2 protein-coding genes and 1 pseudogene are annotated in these 17826 nt (G+C 74.0%); all 3 read right to left on the bottom strand.

The window, feature by feature from the left end; all coding sequences use genetic code 11:
- A partial coding sequence (locus tag ABT001_RS33120) for a type I polyketide synthase (RefSeq protein ID WP_502967566.1) occupies positions 1 to 4916 on the bottom strand: 4916 nt, incomplete at its 3' end.
- A gap of 140 nt (positions 4917 to 5056) precedes the next feature.
- Complete coding sequence (locus ABT001_RS33115; RefSeq protein WP_351285117.1) at positions 5057 to 6262, bottom strand: cytochrome P450; 1206 nt, start codon at positions 6260 to 6262, stop codon at positions 5057 to 5059.
- A gap of 26 nt (positions 6263 to 6288) precedes the next feature.
- Positions 6289 to 17598, bottom strand: a pseudogene (locus ABT001_RS33110) (SDR family NAD(P)-dependent oxidoreductase); the annotation flags it as partial.
- Positions 17599 to 17826: the final 228 nt, after the last annotated feature.

Here is a 17826-nt window from a genome sequence, read left to right as displayed (position 1 = left end):
TGAACAGCCAGATGCAACGCCACCAACGACGACGAACACGCCGTATCCACCGTCACCGCAGGACCCTCAAGACCCAACACATACGACACCCGCCCCGACAACACACTGCCCGACGCGCCGGTCAGGCCGTAGCCGCTGTCGCTCTCCTCGGAGCCGACCAGCAGCGTCGCGAACTCCTGCGCGGAACCGCCGACGAACACGCCCGTCCGGCTGCCCCGCAGCGACGTCGGGTCCACCCCGGCCCGCTCCAGGGCCTCCCACGACGATTCCAGCAGCACCCGCTGCTGGGGGTCCATCGAGATCGCTTCCCGAGGCGAGACCCCGAAGAACCCCGCATCGAACGCCCCGGCTCCGGTGATGAAGCCTCCGTGGCCGGCGAACGGTGTCCCCTCGTACGCCCAGCCACGATCGGCGGGGACCGGAGTGATGGCGTCCCGGCACTCGGCGAGCAGCCGCCACATGTCGTCCGGCTGGTCGATGCCGCCCGGCAGGTGGCAGGCCATGCCGACGATCACGATCGGATCGTCGGCGGCGTCGGCCACCATCAGCCCGCCGACGGCGTCGGCCGCGCCACCGAGGCGGGTGTCCAGTTCGGCGGCCACGTCGCGGACCGTCGGGTGGTCGAACAGCAGCGAGGCGGGCAGCGCCAGGCCGGTGAGCGCGGTGATCCGGTCGCGCAGCTCGACGGCGGTGAGCGAGTCGAAACCCTGCTCCTGGAACGACTTCTCGACGGCGACCTGGTCCGGGCCGGCGTGGCGCAGCACAGCTGCCGCCTCGGCCCGGACGACCTTGGTCAGGTGGGTGCGCCGCCTGGCTTCGCTCATCGACGCCAGCTGGGCGCGCAGCGTGGCGTCCCCCTCACCGTCCGAGCGCAGTGCGGCGGCGGCCTCGGGGACGCCCTCGATCAGCGGGCGGCGGCGCGCGATCGCGTAGTTCGCGGCGAACCGGGGCCACTCGACATCCGCGACGGTCAACGTCGGTTCGGCGCTGCCCACCGCCTCGGCGAGCGCTTCGATGGCGGAGGCCGGGTCCATCAGCCGGAGCCCCATACGGGTGATCAGCCGGGCGGACTCCTCGTCGGCCATGCCGCTGTCCCGCCACGCTCCCCAGGCGACGGATGTCGCGGGCAGTCCGCGCGTCGACCGGTCCACCGCGAGGGCGTCCAAGTACGCGTTGCCGACCGCGTACGCGCCTTGGGACGCGCCGCCCCAGGTCGCCGCGCCGGAGGAGAACAACACGAACGCGTCGAGATCGAGGCCGGCGGTCAGCTCGTCCAGCCAGCGGGCTCCCAGGACCTTGGCCCGGACGACGTCGGCGAGTTCGTCCGCCGTCAGCTCGGCGAGAGACCGGTAGCTCGCCACCCCCGCCGCATGCACCACGGCCCGCAGGTCGCCGGCCACCTCGGCAACGATCTCCGCCAGGGCGTCACGGTCGGACACATCGCACGCCACCACGGACACCGGCACCGGCAGCTCCGCCAGCCCGTCCGCGTCCCCGCTGCGGCTCAGCAGCACCAGCCGCTCGGCGCCGTTGTCCGCCAGCCACCGAGCGAGGTGACGGCCGATGCCGCCGGTGCCACCCGTGACCAGCACCGTGCCGCGCGGCGACCACGGCTCGACGGACTCCGCCGGCGCGGGCACCAGGCGCCGGGCGGACACTGCGTCCCCGCGAAGCACGAGCTGGTCCTCACCGCAGGTCAGGGCCGCTGCCAGGGTCCCGGCATCGACGTCGTCGCCGAGGTCGATCAGGCCGCCCCAGCCGTCCGGCCACTCCAGGCCGGCCACCTGCCCGAGTCCCCACAGCTGCGCCTGCTCGGGCGAGATCCCTTCGCCCGGTGCGGTCGACACCCCGCCGCGGGTCGCCACCCAGAGCGGCGGCCCGTCCTGCGCCAGTACACCCTGCAGCATCGCCAGCGTTTCCGGCAGGCCGGTCAGCAGCGACAGGACTCCGGCGGCCTCGCGGTGGCGGGCCAGCAACTCGGCGAGTTCGGCGGGGTCCGTGGGGCACTCGACCACTTCGAACGGCTCGGGCAACTCGATCGGGTCGCCGTCCGCGGGGGCCAGGCAGAGCCAGGGGCCGGCCACGGCCCCGCGGCCGACGTCGACCGGCTGCCACGTCACCCGGTAGCGCCAGTCGTCGTGCGGCCGCCGGCCGCCGCGCTCGCGCCACCACCGGGCCAGGGCGGGCACGACCTCGGTGAGGTTTCGTGCGTCCAGGGCGAGTTCCCCCGCGATCCCGTCCACATCGGACTTCTCGACCAGCGACCAGAAAGCGTCGCCGGCCCCGGTACCGGCCACCGGGGACAGCCAGAACCGCTCACGCTGGAACGCGTACGTCGGCAGGTCCACCCGGTGGCGGCCGGGCAGCAGGGCGGCCCAGTCGACATCGTGGCCGCGCAGCCACAGACGCCCGACCGCCGCCGGCACGTCGGCGGCTTCGCTCTCCGGTCCGCGTACGGCGGCGAGCCCGCCATCGACCAGCGAGGCCAGGGTTCCGGCCGGCCCGATCTCCAGCCACGTCCCGTGCGGTTCGCCGACGGCGTCCGCGAAACGTACGGTGCCGGCCACCTGGGCCACCCAGTAGTCCGGGGTAGCCACGTCCGAGCGGCCCCCGCCGGTGGCCACCAGAGGGAACGCGGGTTCGTGGTACTCCACCGACTCCACCACCGCGCGGAAGCGGTCCAGCACCGGGGCCATCAGCGGCGAGTGGAACGCGTGGGACACGTGCAGCTGCCTGGTCCGAACTCCCCTCTCCCGCAAGGCTCCCACCGCAGCAGCAACCCGGTCTTCGGCACCGGACAGCACGACGGACGTGGCCGAGTTGACCGCGGCGACCGAGACCCCGTCACCCAGTAGGTCCGCGACCTCGGCCTCACCCGCCTCGACCGCCCACATGACACCGCCGGCGGGCAGCGCCTGCATCAGGCCCGCCCGTGCGACGACCACTCGGCACGCGTCGGCGACCGACCACAGCCCCGCCACGCAGGCGGCGGCCAGCTCGCCGATCGAATGCCCGACGACCCCGTCAGGCCGTACGCCCCACGACTGCAACAGCCGGGCCAAGGAGACCTCGAACGCGAACAACAACAGCTGCGCGAGACCGGTCTGCTGCACGTCCCCGGAGACGGAAGCCGGCGTCGTCAGCCCACCGGCGAGGTCGGCCAGACCCCACTCGGCCAAGACCTCGTCCGGCCAGTGCGCCACGATCTCGTCCCACGCAGCGGCGAACACCGGGAAGCTCTCGTGTAGCCGCGCGCCCATGCCGGGCCGCTGAGCGCCCTGACCGGTGAACATCCACCTGAGGCCGCCTTCGACGGCGCACTCGACGGAGGACGACCGGTCGCCCGCGGTGAGCACGGCGCCGTGCTCCAGGCGCGCCCGCGTCGACACCAGCGACCACGCCACATCGGCGACCGGCACGTCCGGCTGCGCGTCGAGGAAGTCTTCGAGCCGCCCCAACTGGGCGCGGACCGCCACCGGGTCGCGTCCGGACACCACGAGCGGCACCGGCCAGGTCGGGTCGGCGACGGCGGCCGCTTCCGGCTCTTCGACGCCTTCGAGGATGACGTGGGCGTTCGTCCCGCTGATCCCGAACGACGACACACCGGCCCGGCGCACTCGCCCGGTCTCGGGCCATGCCCGCCGCTCGGTCACCACCTCGACTGCTCCCGCCGACCACTCGACCTGCGAACTCGGCCGTCCGACGTGCAGCGAGGCGGGGATCACCCCCGAGCGCAGGGCCAGGACGCTCTTGATCACGCCTGCCACGCCCGCCGCGAACTGCGTGTGCCCGATGTTGGACTTCACCGAGCCCAGGTACGCGGGGATCTCCCGGTCCTGGCCATAGGTCGCCAGCAGCGCCTGGGCCTCGACGGGGTCGCCCAGCGCCGTCCCGGTGCCGTGCCCCTCGATGACGTCCACATCGGACGGTTCCAGGCCGGCGTCGGCCAGCGCGGCCCGGATCACCCGCTGCTGGGACGGGCCGTTCGGCGCGGTCAGGCCGTTGGACGCGCCATCGGAGTTCACGGCGGAGCCCCGGACCACCGCGAGCACATGGTGGCCGTTGCGCCGGGCGTCCGAAAGCCGTTCCATCACCAGGACGCCGACCCCTTCGCCCCAGCCGGTGCCGTCGGCGCCCTCGGCGTAGGACTTGCAACGCCCGTCCCCGGCGAGGCCGCCCTGCCGGGAGAACTCGGTGAGGATCGCGGGCGAGGACATGATGAGCACGCCGCCCGCCAGGGCCAGGTCGCACTCGTCGTTGCGCAGCGACTGCGCCGCCAGGTGCAGGGACACCAGCGACGACGAGCACGCCGTGTCGACGGTGACGGCGGGGCCCTCCAGGCCCAGGACGTACGCGACGCGCCCGGAAAGCACACTGCCCGGCAGGCCGGTGAGGGCGTAACCGTCGTCGGCTGCAGCGGAGTTCATCAGCAGTGCGCCGTACTCCTGTGGTGCGCCGCCGACGAAGACACCCGTCCGGCTGCCCCGCAGCGACCTCGGGTCCACTCCGGCCCGCTCCAGGGCCTCCCACGAGGATTCCAGCAGCACCCGCTGCTGCGGGTCCATCGACAACGCTTCCCTCGGCGACACCCCGAAGAACCCCGCGTCGAACAGCGCGGCGTCGTCGCGGAACGCCCCGACGCTGCCCTCCGGCACACGCCCGGTGTCCCAGCCACGGTCGTCCGGCAGCGCGCCCATCGGGTCGCGCTCGGCCATCAGGAGGTCCCACAGCCGTTCCGGCGTGTCGGCACCGCCGGGGAACCGGCACGCCATGCCGACGATCGCGACCGGGTCGCCGGCCGCGGCCAGCAACGTGCTGTTCTGCTTGCGCAGCCGCTCGTTCTCGAGCAGCGAGTTCCGTAGCGCGTCGACGACTTCGGCGACGGAAACGTCCTGGTTCGCCGTGGAATCCATCACCAGCTCCTGAGTTCGTTCACGCCGGGCAGCAGTCCGCCACCGCGGTCACGCTAGGTCGGCAGGTCCGAGCCGATACCCCGGCTCGGACCTGCCCGGCCCCTACTCTTCGCGGGCCGCGCCCCTGAGAGGGCTCCGCCCGGTCAGGCGGGTTCGACGTCGAGGGGCAGTCTCTTGGCGCCCAGCACGACCTGGGGGTTGTGGAACTCGACCGGCTCGTCGGTGGCGACCGACATCCGGCTGTAGCGGTCCAGCATCAGCTCCAGGGCCACCCGGCCCTCCAGCCGGGCCAGGGGCGCGCCGAGGCAGAAGTGGATGCCGCCGCCGAAGGCGAGGTGGCGGTTGGCCTTGCGGTCCAGGTCGAACCGGTCCGGGTCGGGAAAGTGCTGCTCGTCGCGGTTGGCCGAAGCCGCCCAGACGCACAGCATCTGCCCGGCGGGCACCGTCTTGCCCCCGACCTCGACCTCCTGCGTGGTCAGCCGGGACTGGCGGACCAGGGTCGGGCGCAGCCGCAGCACCTCTTCGATCGCGGCCGGGATCAGGCTCTTGTCCGCGCGCAGCCGCTCGACCACCTCCGGGTTCTCCTCGAGGCACATGATCGTGTTGCCCAGCAGCGCGGTGGTCGTCACGTGCCCAGCCATCAGCAGGAGAGCGGAGAACGAGACGATCTCCTCGTCCGACAGGCCCCGGCCGTCGTCCTCGGTCTGCGTCAAGGCGCTGATCAGGTTGTCGCCCGGGTTGGCGCGGCACTTCGACACGTGCTCCAGCAGGTAGGCGTTCATCGCCCGGCCGGTAGGCCGGAACGCCTCGATCTGCTCGGGCGTCGGCATCGCGCCCTCTTCGCCGTTGTTCTTGACGAACGCCTCGGCCCAGCCGCGGAACAGGTCCAGGTCGTCACTGGGCACGCCGATCAGCTCGGCGATGATCACCACGGGCAGCGGGTAGGCCATATCGGCGACGACGTCGATACGGGACTGCCCGGCGACCTTGTCGAGCAGCTCGGCCGCGATCTCGCGGACCCGGGGCTCCAGCGCCGCGACGTACTTCGGCGTGAACGCCTTGGACACCAGCGACCGCAGCCGGCGGTGCACCGGCGGATCCATCATCAGGAAGTTGCCGGTGGCGAACCAGTCCATGTCCGGACTCGGGGGAATCAGGGCGCTGAAGTCGCTGGAGAACTTCGTGTAGTCGCCGAATATCTTCGCGATGTCGTCGTAGCCGAACACGTGCCAGAGTCCCGGCATCTCGCCCGGGATGATCCGGTCGGTCGAACGGTGCGTCTCAAACCAGTCGTAGAGCCCGCTGATCTGCTCGGGCCAGGTGCGCGTGAGCGCGTTGTCGCCGGTCATCGGTATGGCCTTTCGGTGGTGGGGGTTCAGCGGATGCCGAACTCGTCGTCGATCAGGTTGAGCAGCTCGGCCGCGTCCAGGTCGTCGGCGAGTTCACCGTCGACCGGGCCGGTCGCCTGTTCGATTCGGGTGAGCAGCACGCGCAGCCGCGACGCGAGCGCGCCGTGGTCGCCCGGGTGGTCGCGTACGGCGGTTTCGAGGTCGTCGAGCGCGATGAGCGCTGGGCCGGCGGCCGTGGTCTCCGGTGGTACCAGCTCGCTCAGCAGGTGCGCGGCCAGCGCGTCGGGGGTCGGGTAGTCGAAGACCAGGGTTGCGGGCAGCCGTACCCCGGTGACGCCGCCGAGCCGGTTGCGCAGGTCCACCGCCATCAGCGAGTCGAACCCGACCGCGCTGAACGTCCTGGTGCGCGGGAAGGCCCCGGCCGACGGCAGCGCGGCGACCGTCACGGCCTCGCCACGGATCAGTTCGGCGAGCAGCGCGAGCCGCTCCTCCGGAGGCGTCACGGCCAGCCGGTCCCGCAGCGATGTCGCGGGGGCCGCCACCGGGCGCGGTCGTACAGCCAGGGTTCGCAGCATCGGCGGCACCGGCTCGCCGAGTGCCCGCGGGTCGAGCCGGACGGGCACGACCACGGGCAGCCCGGTCCCGACCGCCCGGTCGAGTACCGCGCCGCCCTCGTCGAGGGAGAAGGCCAGCAGCCCTGAGCGGGCGAGCCGGTTCCGGTCGGTGTCCGACAGCGCCGCGGTCATGCCCGCGCCGTCCGACCACGGTCCCCAGGCGAGCGCCTGCGCGGGCAGTCCTGCGGCGCGCCGCTGCCGACACAGCGCGTCGGCGTAGGCGTTGGCCGCGGCGTAGTTCGCCTGCCCGGCTCCGCCGAGCGTTCCGGCCAGCGACGAGAACACCACGAACGCGCTCAGGTCGAGGTGGGCGGTCAGCTCGTGCAGATGGTGGACGGCGTCGACCTTGACCCGTAGCACCCGCTCGACCTGCTCGGGCGTGAGCGTGCCGAGAACGCCGTCGTCGACGACTCCGGCCGTGTGCACGACCGCGGCCGGCGGGGTGTCGGCGAGCACGCGCTCCAGCGCCACCCGGTCGGTGACGTCACAGGCGACGAACCGGAACTCGGTGCCGAGGGCGGTCAGGTCCTCGGCAAGGGCCGCGGCCGCCGGGGCGTCCGCGCCGTTCCGGCTGAGCAGCAGCAGGCTCCGGACGCCGTGCTCGGCCGCCAGGTGCCGGGCGACGAGCCCGCCGAGCATGCCGGTGGCCCCGGTGATCAGCACCGTGCCGGTGGCCGGCCAGGGCGCTGCCACCGGTTCGGCGGCGGCGATCCGGGTCAGCCGCGGCACGAACGCCTGCCCGTCGCGCACCCGCACCTGCGGTTCGCCGGTGAGCCACGGCGCGGTCGACGCCGCCTCCTCGGCGGAGCCGGTGTCCACCAGCACGATCCGATCCGGGGCCTCAAGCTGGGCGGACCTGAGCAGTCCCCATACGGCGGCGTGCGCCGGGTCCGGGCGGTCGTCGTCGGTCGCTGCGACGGTCCGCACGACCAGTGGCGCCCCGGTCTCCGGGCCGTCGAGGAAGGCACGGACCTCCCCCAGCACCCGCTGGACGAGGGCGTGGGTGGCGGCCGGCTCGGTACCGGCGGGTTCGAGCGCGAGTGTGACCGGATCGGGCCGGGCGCCCGGCTCGGCTCCGGGCGCGGGAGACCAGTCGAGGCGCAGCAGGTCGTCGGCGCGCGGCCGCCCGGTCTCCCTCAGCGCCAGGGACCCGATCCGGGCGACCGGGTGGTTCTCGCTGTCCGCCAGGGAGACCGTCACCGAGTCCGGCCCGGTCTCGCGCAGATGCACGCGGGCCGTCGCGGCCCCCGGCCGCGAGACGCCGATGCCACTCCAGCTGAACGGCAGCTTCGGCCGCGCGCTCGCCCGCGCGCCCGGCCGGAACGCGAGCGCGTGCAGCGCGGCGTCGAGCAGCGCCGGGTGGATCGTGAACGACCCGGCCGACGCGGCGACCGACTCCGGCAGCGCCACCTCCGCGAAGACCTCGTCCTCGCCCTGCCACGCCGCGGTCAGCCCCTGGAAGGCCGGCCCGTAGCCGAAGCCCGCGGCCACGAGGTCGGCGCTGAGCGCGCTGACGTCGACCGCGCGGGCGTGCGGGGGCGGCCAGGCCGTGAAGCCCGCTTCGGCAGCGGGTTGTTCGGGCACCAGCCAGCCTTCGGCGTGCCGGACCCAGTCCTGTTCCGGTGCCGCCGAGTAGACGGTGACCGGCCGGCGGACGTCCTGCTCGACGCCGACGACAACCTGGATACGGACGCCCGCGTCCGTCAGCGGCAGCGGCTCACTCAAGGTCAGGTCCTCCAGCACCGGTGCCCCGACCCTGGAGCCGGCCCACAGCGCGAGTTCGACGAACCCGGTTCCAGGGAACAACACCGTGCCGAGCACCGTGTGGTCGGCCAGCCACGGCTGCCGCGCCGGGGACAGTTCCCCGATGAACAGCACGTCCCCGGTGGCCGCCGACGTCTCCTCGACGCCGAGCAGCGGATGCCCTGACGCCGTCGCCCCGGCCGGGGCCGCATCCGGCCAGTACCGGCGGCGCTGGAACGGGTACGTGGGCAGGTCGACGCGGCGCGCGCCGGTGCCGGCGAACACCGCGGACCAGTCCGGTCCGGCCCCGCGGACGTGGGCGGCGGCCACCGCGGTGAGCAGGGATTCGGCCTCGCCGTGGTCGCGTCGGAGCGCGGCGACGCACTCGGCGTCCGCCCCGGCGTCGAGGCACTGCGCCGCCATCACCGTCAGCGCGCGATCCGGCCCCAGCTCCAGATAGGTGCGGACGCCTTCTCCCGCGAGGTAGGCGATGCCGTCGGCGAACCGGACGGCTTCACGGGCGTGGCGCAGCCAGTACTCCGGCGTCGTGACCTCGTGCGCGGCGACCGGCTTGCCGGTCAGGTTGGACACGATCGGCACGGTCGGCGGGGCGAAGGTCAGCTCGGCGAGGACGTCGGCGAACCCGGCGAGCGCGGGTTCCACCAGCGGCGAGTGGAAGGCGTGGCTGACCGGAAGGCGCCGTGTGCGTACCCCGGCCGCTGACACGTGCTCGGCGACGCGGTCGAGCGCGGCGACCGGGCCGGACAGGACGACGGCAGCGGGCGCGTTGACCGCGGCGACCCCGACCGTGCCGGCCTGGTCCCCCAGCACCGCTTCGAGTTCCGCGGCCACCGAAGTCTCCGGCAGCCCGACGGCGAGCATCCCGCCGCCTCGCGGCAGTTCGCCCATCAGGGCGGCTCTGGCGGTCACCAGCCGGCTCGCGTCGGACAGCGACAGCACGCCGGCCACGTGGGCCGCGGTGATCTCGCCGACGGAGTGGCCGATCAGGTAGTCCGGCCGCACGCCCCAGCTCTCCACCAGCCGGTGGAGCGCGACTTCGACGGCGAACAGCGCGGGCTGGGTGAACCGGGTGTCGTCGGCGCCCTCCCCGCCGAACACCACGTCCCGCAGCGAGGTCCCGGCGGGCAGGTGCGGATCGCACTGCGCGCACACGGCGTCGAACGCCGTGGCGTAGGCCGGGAAGGCGGCGTACAGCTCACGGCCCATCCCGGCGCGTTGGCTTCCCTGGCCGGGAAACAGCACGGCGAGGCCGCCGTCTGCGGCGGTTCCCCGCAGCAGCCCGGTGTCCGGTGTGCCGTCACGCACGGCGGCGAGCCCGGTGAGCGCGGTCGCCGCCGGGATCGCGACCCGATGTTCCAGCGCGGCCCGGGTGGTCGCCAGAGAGAACGCGACGTCCGTCAGGTCCGCCCCACGGCTGAGCTGCTCGTGCACGGCGGCGGCCTGTGCCCGCAGGGCTGGTTCGCCGGCCGCCGACAGTATGAGCGGGACCGGCAACGCGGTGCCGCGTTCTGCTTCCGACGGGGGGAGGTCGGGAGCCAGTTCGAGGATCACATGCGCGTTGGTCCCGCTGATGCCGAACGAGGACACGGCCGCGCGCCGGGGGTGATCCAGCTCCGGCCACGGCGTGGTCTCGGTCAACAACCGCACCGCGCCCGCCGACCAGTCCACGTGTGGCGTCGGCTCGCCCAGGTGCAGCGACCTCGGCAGCACACCGTGGCGCAGGGCCTCCACCATCTTGATCACGCCGCCGACGCCGGCCGCCGCCTGCGCGTGGCCGATGTTGGACTTCAGCGAGCCGAGCCGCAGCGGCTCCGGACGCTCGCCGCCGTAGACCGCGAGCACCGCGCGCGCCTCGATGGGGTCTCCGAGCGTGGTGCCGGTGCCGTGCGCCTCGACGACGTCCACTTCGGACGGTGTCAGACCGGCGCGGTCGAGCGCGGCGCGCAGCACCCGCTGCTGCGCCGGGCCGCTCGGTGCGGTCAGGCCGTTGGACGCGCCGTCGGAGTTGATCGCGCTGCCGCGCAGCACGGCCAGCACCGGGTGTCCGTGCCGGCGGGCGACGGAAAGCCGTTCCAGGACCAGCATGCCCGCGCCTTCGGCCCACGACGTGCCGTCGGCGGCCGCGGAGAACGCCTTGCACCGCCCGTCGGCGGCCAGACCGCCCTGGCGGGCGAAGTCGTCGAACAGGAACGGGCTCGCCATGACGGACACCCCGCCGGCCAGCGCGAGGTCGCACTCACCGTCGCGCAGGGACGCGGCGGCGTTGTGCAGGGCCACCAGCGAGGACGAGCACGCGGTGTCCACGGTGACCGCGGGGCCCTCCAGCCCCAACGCGTAGGCGATGCGGCCGGACACGACACTGGCGGAGGTCCCGGTCACGCCGTAGCCGGCCATGCTGTCCGGGCCCGTGGCGAACACATTCGCGTACCCCTGCGCCGCGGCCCCGACGAACACGCCGGTGCGGCTGCCGCGTATCGCGTTCGCGTCGAGACCGGCCCGTTCCACCGCCTCCCACGAGGTTTCCAGCAGGATCCGCTGCTGGGGGTCCATGGTGAGCGCCTCGCGCGGGGTGATGCCGAAGAACTCGGCGTCGAACCAGGTCGCGTCCTCGACGAAGCCGCCGCGCACCGGGCTCGCCGGGGACCAGCCCCGGTCCGCGGGCAGGCCGGAGACGGCGTCGCGTTCGGCCACGACGAGGTCCCACAGGTCGTCCGGGGAGGCGACGCCGCCCGGATACCGGCAGGCCATGCCGATGATGACCACCGGGTCGTCGGCGACCGGGCGGTCGACCGGGACCACGGGCGCGGGTGCGGCGGCTTCGGCCGCGTCGGCGCGTTCGGTTTCGCCGACCAGTTCGCCGAGCAGGAAGCCGGTCAGGTCACGCGGGGTCGGGTGGTCGAACACCAGGGTCACCGGCAGCCGCACCCCGGTCGCGGCCGAGAGACGGTTGCGGAACTCCACCCCGGTCAGGGAGTCGAAGCCGTGTTCCTTGAAGGTGCCACCCGGTGCCACGGCCTCCGCGACGGCGTGCCCGAGCACGGCGGCCGCGTGCTCGCGGACCAGGCGCAGCACGATGGTCGTGCGCTCGGTGCCGGTGAGCGCCGCCAGCCGGTCCCGCAGCGACCCCGCGTCGTCGGTCTGCCCGGCGCGTCCGCGGCGGTGCGCCACCGGTCGGACCAGGTCGCTCAGGATCGGCAGGACGCGGGCGCCCTTCGCGGTCAGCGACGCCGGGTCGAGCCGGGCGGGCACCACGGTGGACAGCCCGGCGCGCAGGGCGGTGTCGAGCAGGCCGAACGCCTCCTCGGTGGACAGGGGGAGTACGCCGCCCCGGCTCATCCGGCGTACGTCGACGTCGCCGAGGTGCTCGGACATGCCGCTGCGCTCTGCCCAGAAGCCCCATGCCAGCGACAGAGCGGGCAGGCCGCGCGCGGCGCGGTGACGGGCCAGCCCGTCGAGGGCCGCGTTGGCCGCCGCGTAGCTGCTCTGGCCGGGTCCGCCGAGCACTCCGGCGAGGGAGGAGAACAGCACGAACCCGGCGAGGTCGGCGTCCTTCGTCAGCTCGTGCAGATGCAGCGCGGCCTCGAACTTCGGCCGCAGCACCCGGTCCACCCGCTCCGGGGTCAGAGTCTCCAGCAGGCCGTCATCAAGGACGCCGGCGGCGTGCACGACGAGCGTCAGCGGGTGTTCGGCCGGAAGGGCGGCCAACAGCCTTGCCACGTCCGCGCGTTCGCTGACGTCACAGGCGGCGACGGTGACGTAGGCGCCCAGCGCGGACAGCTCTGCGACGACCTCCTGCGCGCCCGGGGTCTCCGCACCGCGGCGGCCGGTGAGCAGCAGGTGCCGGACGCCGTGCCGCTCGACCAGGTGCCGGGCGGTCAGCGCGCCGAGGGTGCCCAGCCCGCCGGTGACGAGCGCGGTGCCTTCGGGATCGAGCGCGCGCGGCACGGTCAGGACGGCCTTGCCGACGATCGACGCCCGGCTCAGCGCCCGAAACGCGTCCCGGCCGCGCCGCAGGTCCCACGTGTTCAGCCGGGGCGCGTGCAGCACGCCGTCGGTGACGAGGCGGGTGATCTCGGCCAGCATCTCGCAGATCCGGTCCGTGCCCGCTTCGAGCAGGTCGTAGACGCGGTAGTCGACGCCGGGGTGGTCGGCGGCAACCCGCTGCGGGTCGCGTTTGTCGGTCTTGCCCATCTCCAGGAACCGGCCGCCTCGCGGGAGCAGCCGCAGGCCGGCATCGACGAACTCACCGTTGAGGCAGTCGAGTACGACGTCGACGCCCGCGCCGTCGGTCGCGGTGAGGAAGCGGGTTTCGAACTCAAGGGTGCGCGAGTTGGCGAGGTGGTCGTCCGCGACGCCCTGGTCCCGCAGGAAGGCGTGCTTCGCCGGGCCGGCCGTCGCGTAGACCTCCAGTCCGAAGTGCCGGGCGAGCTGGAGGGCGGCGTTGCCGACGCCTCCGGCGGCCGCGTGCAGCAGCAGCTTCTCCCCCGGGCGTACGCCGGCGAGGTCGACCAGCCCGTAGTAGGCGGTGAGGAAGGTGATCGGTAAGGCCGCCGCCTCGGCGAACGACATCCCGGCCGGAATCTTGGCCAGCAGCCGCTCGTCGGTGACGCCGATCGGACCGAGGGTCTCGGTGGAGAGGCCGTACACGCGGTCTCCGACCGCGAGCCCGTGCACGTCGGGCCCGGTCTCCAGGACGACCCCGGCGACCTCGCCGCCGAGCCCGGACAGCCCCGGCACCATGTCCAGCGCGACGACGATGTCCTTGAAGTTCAGTCCGGCCGCCCTGATGCCGAGCCGGACACGGCCGGGCGCGAGCGGGGCGAGGGCGTCGGGGAAGGGCACCAGGGTGAGCCCGTCGATGGTGCCCGGCCGTGTGTTCTCCACGCGGTAGGCGGTTTCGTCGGCCGGCGGCAGCATCACGGATGCGGGGTTCCAGGTGGTCAGTCGCGGGACGCGCGACTGTTCGCCGCGGACGGCGACCTGCGTCTCGCCGGACCCCAGCGCCCGCGCCACGGCGTCGGGCGCGCAGCCGGCCGGGTCGAGGTCGAGCAGGGTGAACCGGCCGGGGTGCTCGGACTGCGCCGACCGCACGAGCCCCCACACACCGGCCCCGGGCACGTCGGTGACGTCGGCACCCGGGTCCGTGGCAACCGCGCCGGTGGTGACGAGCACCAGCCGCGTGTCCTCGCGGGCGGGGTCGGCGAGCCATTCCTGAAGCAGGGCCAGGGTCTCCCGCACCGGGCCGGCGTCCTCACCGGCCGGGACGGGGTACAGCACGGCGTCGGGCCGGTCGCCGGCCGCGAACAGCGCCGCCAGGCCGCCCGGTTCGTGGGCGACGACCGCCTCCGGGAGGGCTTCGGCGAGGACCGGCGCGCCCGGGTACCGCACCCAGCGGCCCTCGGGGCGGGTCGGGTGGTCGAGCGCGGGCCAGCGCACCTCGTAGAGCGAGTCGTGCCGGAGCGGTGCCGCGGCGCTCGCGGCCATCGGGCGGACCACCAGCGAGCGGGCGGTCGCGACCGGTGCTCCGGCCATGTCGGCGACCAGCACCGACACCGCGTCGTCACCGGTGCGGGTGAGCCGGACACGCAGCGCCGTCGCGCCGTCGGCGTGTACGTCGACGTCCTGCCAGGAGAACGGGAGTCGGACCGCGTCCTGGCCGTCACCCAGCAGGAACATCGCGTGCAGGGCCGCGTCGAACAGGGCGGGGTGCACGGCGAACTCAGCTGCGTCGCGCAGCGCCGCCTCGGGCAGCACGACCTCCGCGTACACCTCGTCGTCCCGTCGCCACGCCCGGTGCAGGCCGCGGAAGACCGGGCCGTAGCCGTAGCCGGCCTCGGTCATCCGCCGGTAGATCTCCGCGCCGTCGACCTCGTCGACGTCGGTGGGCGGCCACGCGTCCAGGCGCTCCAATTCCGCTTCGGCCAGGGGGGCGAGCGCCCCCGACGCGTGCCTGGTCCACGGCGCGTCCGGCGTCGGGCGGGCGTAGACGCCGAAGTCGCGGACGCCCTGCTCGTCCGGGGCCCCGGCACGGGCCTGGACGAACACGCCGCCCTCGCGCGGCAGCACCAGCGGCGCTTCGAAGGTCAACTCGGCGATCCGGGGGCAGCCGGTCCGGTCGCCGGTGAGCACGGCCAGCTCGACCAGGCCCGTGCCCGGGACGATCACGCGTTCACCGACGGCGTGGTCGGCCAGCCAGCCGTGGGTGTCCAGGCCGAGGCGTCCGGTCAGCACGACGGTGTCGTCCTCGGCGCTCGCGACCAGCGCGCCGAGCAGCGGGTGCGCGACCGGTTCGACGCCGACGGCGGCGAGGTCGCCAGCACCGGGCCGCACCCGGGTCCAGTAGCGTCGTCGCTGGAAGGCGTACGTCGGCAGCTCGACGGTCCCAGCGCCCGGGAACACCCGTACCCAGTCGACCGGCGCGCCGTTGGCGTGCGCCTGGCCGAGCGCGGCGACCGCCCGCCGGAGGCCGCCGTCTTCGCGCACGAGCGTGCCGGACACCGAGGCGGCCACCCCTGCGTCATCGATGATCTGCTGCACCGGCAGGGTCAGCACGGGGTGCGGCGCGATCTCGATGAACACCCGGTGCTCGTCGGCCAGCAGCCTGTGCACCGCTGGTCCGAACAGTACCGGGCTGCGCACATTGCGGAACCAGTACTCCGCGTCCAGCCCGCCTTGCTCGGCCCATGAGCCGGTGACCGTGGACAGCATCGGAAGCGCCTCGGACCGAGGCTCCACGTCGGTGAGCGCGGTCAGGAGTTCCTCACGCAGGGCGTCGAGCTGCGGCGAGTGGCTGGCGATGTCGACCCCGGGTATGCGTCGGGCGCGGATGCCGTCCGCTTCGCAGGCCGCGGCGAACGCGTCGCAGGCCCCCGCCTCCCCGGCGACCGTCGTGACGGCGGGGCCGTTCATCGCGGCCACCGCGAGCCGGTCGGCCCACGGCCCGAGCCGGCGTTCCGCCTCGTCGGCGGGGGCCATCACCGAGACCATGCCACCGTCGCCCGCCAGGCGACGCATCGCGATGCTGCGCCGCGCGATGACGGCGGCCGCGTCCCGCAGGGACAGCGCACCGGACACGTACGCGGCGGCCACCTCGCCCTGCGAGTGCCCCACGACGGCGTCCGGCTCGACGCCGAGGCTGCGCCACTGGGCGGCGAGCGAGACCATCACGGTGAACAGCACGGGCTGCAGCACGTCGATGCGGTCCACCGGAGCCGCGTCCGGTTCGCCGCGCAGCACCGCGAGCAGGTCCCAGTCGACGAACTCCCGCAACGCTTCGGCGCACTCGGCGGCCTTCTCGGCGAAAACACCGCCGGCGGACAGCAGTTCGGCCCCCATGCCCGGCCACTGCGATCCCTGCCCCGGGAACACGAACACGACCTTGCCGGGGCCGGCCGCCCCGGTGATCGCCGGGCCGCCGTCCGCGAACTCGGCGAGCGCTGTTTCCAGTTCCGTGCGGTCACCGCCGACGAGCACCGCCCGCCGGGGCAGCGCAGTGCGGGTGGTGGCCAGCGACCGGCCGACGGCGGCGATGTCGAGGTCCGGGACGCCGCGCACGTGGTCGAGCAGGCGTCGGGCCTGCTCGCGCAGCGCCTCGTCGGAACGCGCGCTCAGCACCCACGGCAGCGGTCCGGACAGCGCCGGAGTCGCCAGGGCCTCCGGGGTTTCCTGGTGCTCCTGGGCCTCTTCGAGGATGACGTGGGCGTTGGTCCCGCTGATGCCGAACGCGGAGACCGCGGCCCGGCGGGGCCCGTCCCCGGCCGGCCACTCCCGCGGCTCGGTCAGCAGCCGGACCGCGCCGGAGGACCAGTCCACCAGCGGCGACGCCTCTTCGGCGTGCAGGGTCTTGGGCATGGTGGCGTGCCCCAGCGCGGCGACCACCTTGAGCACGCCCGCCGCACCCGCCGCGGCCTGCGTGTGCCCGATGTTGGACTTCAACGCACCCAGCCACAGCGGCCGGTCGGCCGCGCGTGTGCGGCCGTAGACCGTCAGCAGCGCGTCGGCCTCGATCGGGTCACCGATCCTGGTGCCCGTCCCGTGCGCCTCGACGAGGTCGATGTCGGCCGCCGACAGGCGGGCGTCGGCCAGCGCGGCGCGGATCACCCGCTGCTGCGAAGGCCCGTTGGGCGCGGTCAGGCCGTTGGACGCGCCGTCGGAGTTGACGGCGGTGCCGCGCACCACGGCGAGCACACGGTGGCCGTTTCGCCGGGCGTCGGAGAGACGCTCGACGGCGAGCACTGCCGCACCTTCGGCCCATGACGTGCCGTCGGCGTCGGCCGAGAACGCCTTGGAGCGGCCGTCCGCCGCCAGGGCGCGCTGCCGCGACATGGCCACCAGCACCGCCGGGGTGGACATCACGGTCACACCGCCGGCCAGCGCGAGGTCGCACTCGCCCGCGCGCAGCGACTGCACCGCCATGTGCAGCGCGACCAGCGACGAGGAGCACGCCGTGTCGATCGTCAGCGACGGTCCTTCCAGGCCCAGCACGTAGGACACCCGGCCGGAGAGCACGCTGTTGGAGCTGCCGGTCGCGGCGTAGGCGTCGATGCCTTCCGGCGACGCGGCCAGCAGCGAGGCGTAGTCCTGCTGGGACAGCCCGGCGAACACACCGGTCCGGCTGCCGCGCAGCGTCGCCGTGTCGATGCCGGCTCGCTCCAGCGCCTCCCACGAGGTTTCCAGCAGCAGCCGCTGCTGCGGGTCCATCGCGGTCGCCTCGCGCGGCGAGATTCCGAAGAACTCGGCGTCGAAGTCGGCGACCTCCGGGACGAACCCACCTTCGGTCAGGTAGCAGGTGCCGTGATGGTCCGGATCGGGGTGGAAGAGCCGGTCGAGCGGCCAGCCCCGGTCGGTGGGGAACGCACCGATGGCGTCGGTCCCGTCGACCAGCAGCCGCCACAGCCCTTCCGACGATCGCACGCCGCCGGGCAGCCGGCAGGCGGTGCCCACGATCGCGATCGGCTCGCTGCTGGGATTCTCCAGCTCGGCCACGCGCGCGCGGGCCTTGTACAGGTCTGCGGTAACCCACTTCAGAGTTTCCAGCAGGTCGGGGTCAGTCGCCATCGGAGTCTCTTCCGGTTGTCGGGCGGCCGCTCACGAGCGGCCGAACTCGGAGCGGATGAAAGCCAAGACGTCGTCTTCCGAGGCGCCCGCGAGACGGGTGCTGACGTCGTTCTCCGCGGTGGGCACCAC

Origin of the sequence: Streptomyces sp. NPDC002793, from assembly GCF_040295485.1 — a bacterium.
In the GTDB taxonomy this organism is placed as follows: Bacteria; Actinomycetota; Actinomycetes; order Streptomycetales; family Streptomycetaceae; genus Streptomyces.
The sequence above is the reverse complement of the archived record's forward strand: the minus strand, read 5'-3'. Positions and strand labels throughout refer to the sequence as shown.

Bases quoted from the DNA above. Each gene is read 5' to 3' on its own strand.
- ABT001_RS33115 (WP_351285117.1), bottom strand. From the start codon at position 6,262: ATGACCGGCGACAACGCGCTCACGCGCACCTGGCCCGAGCAGATCAGC.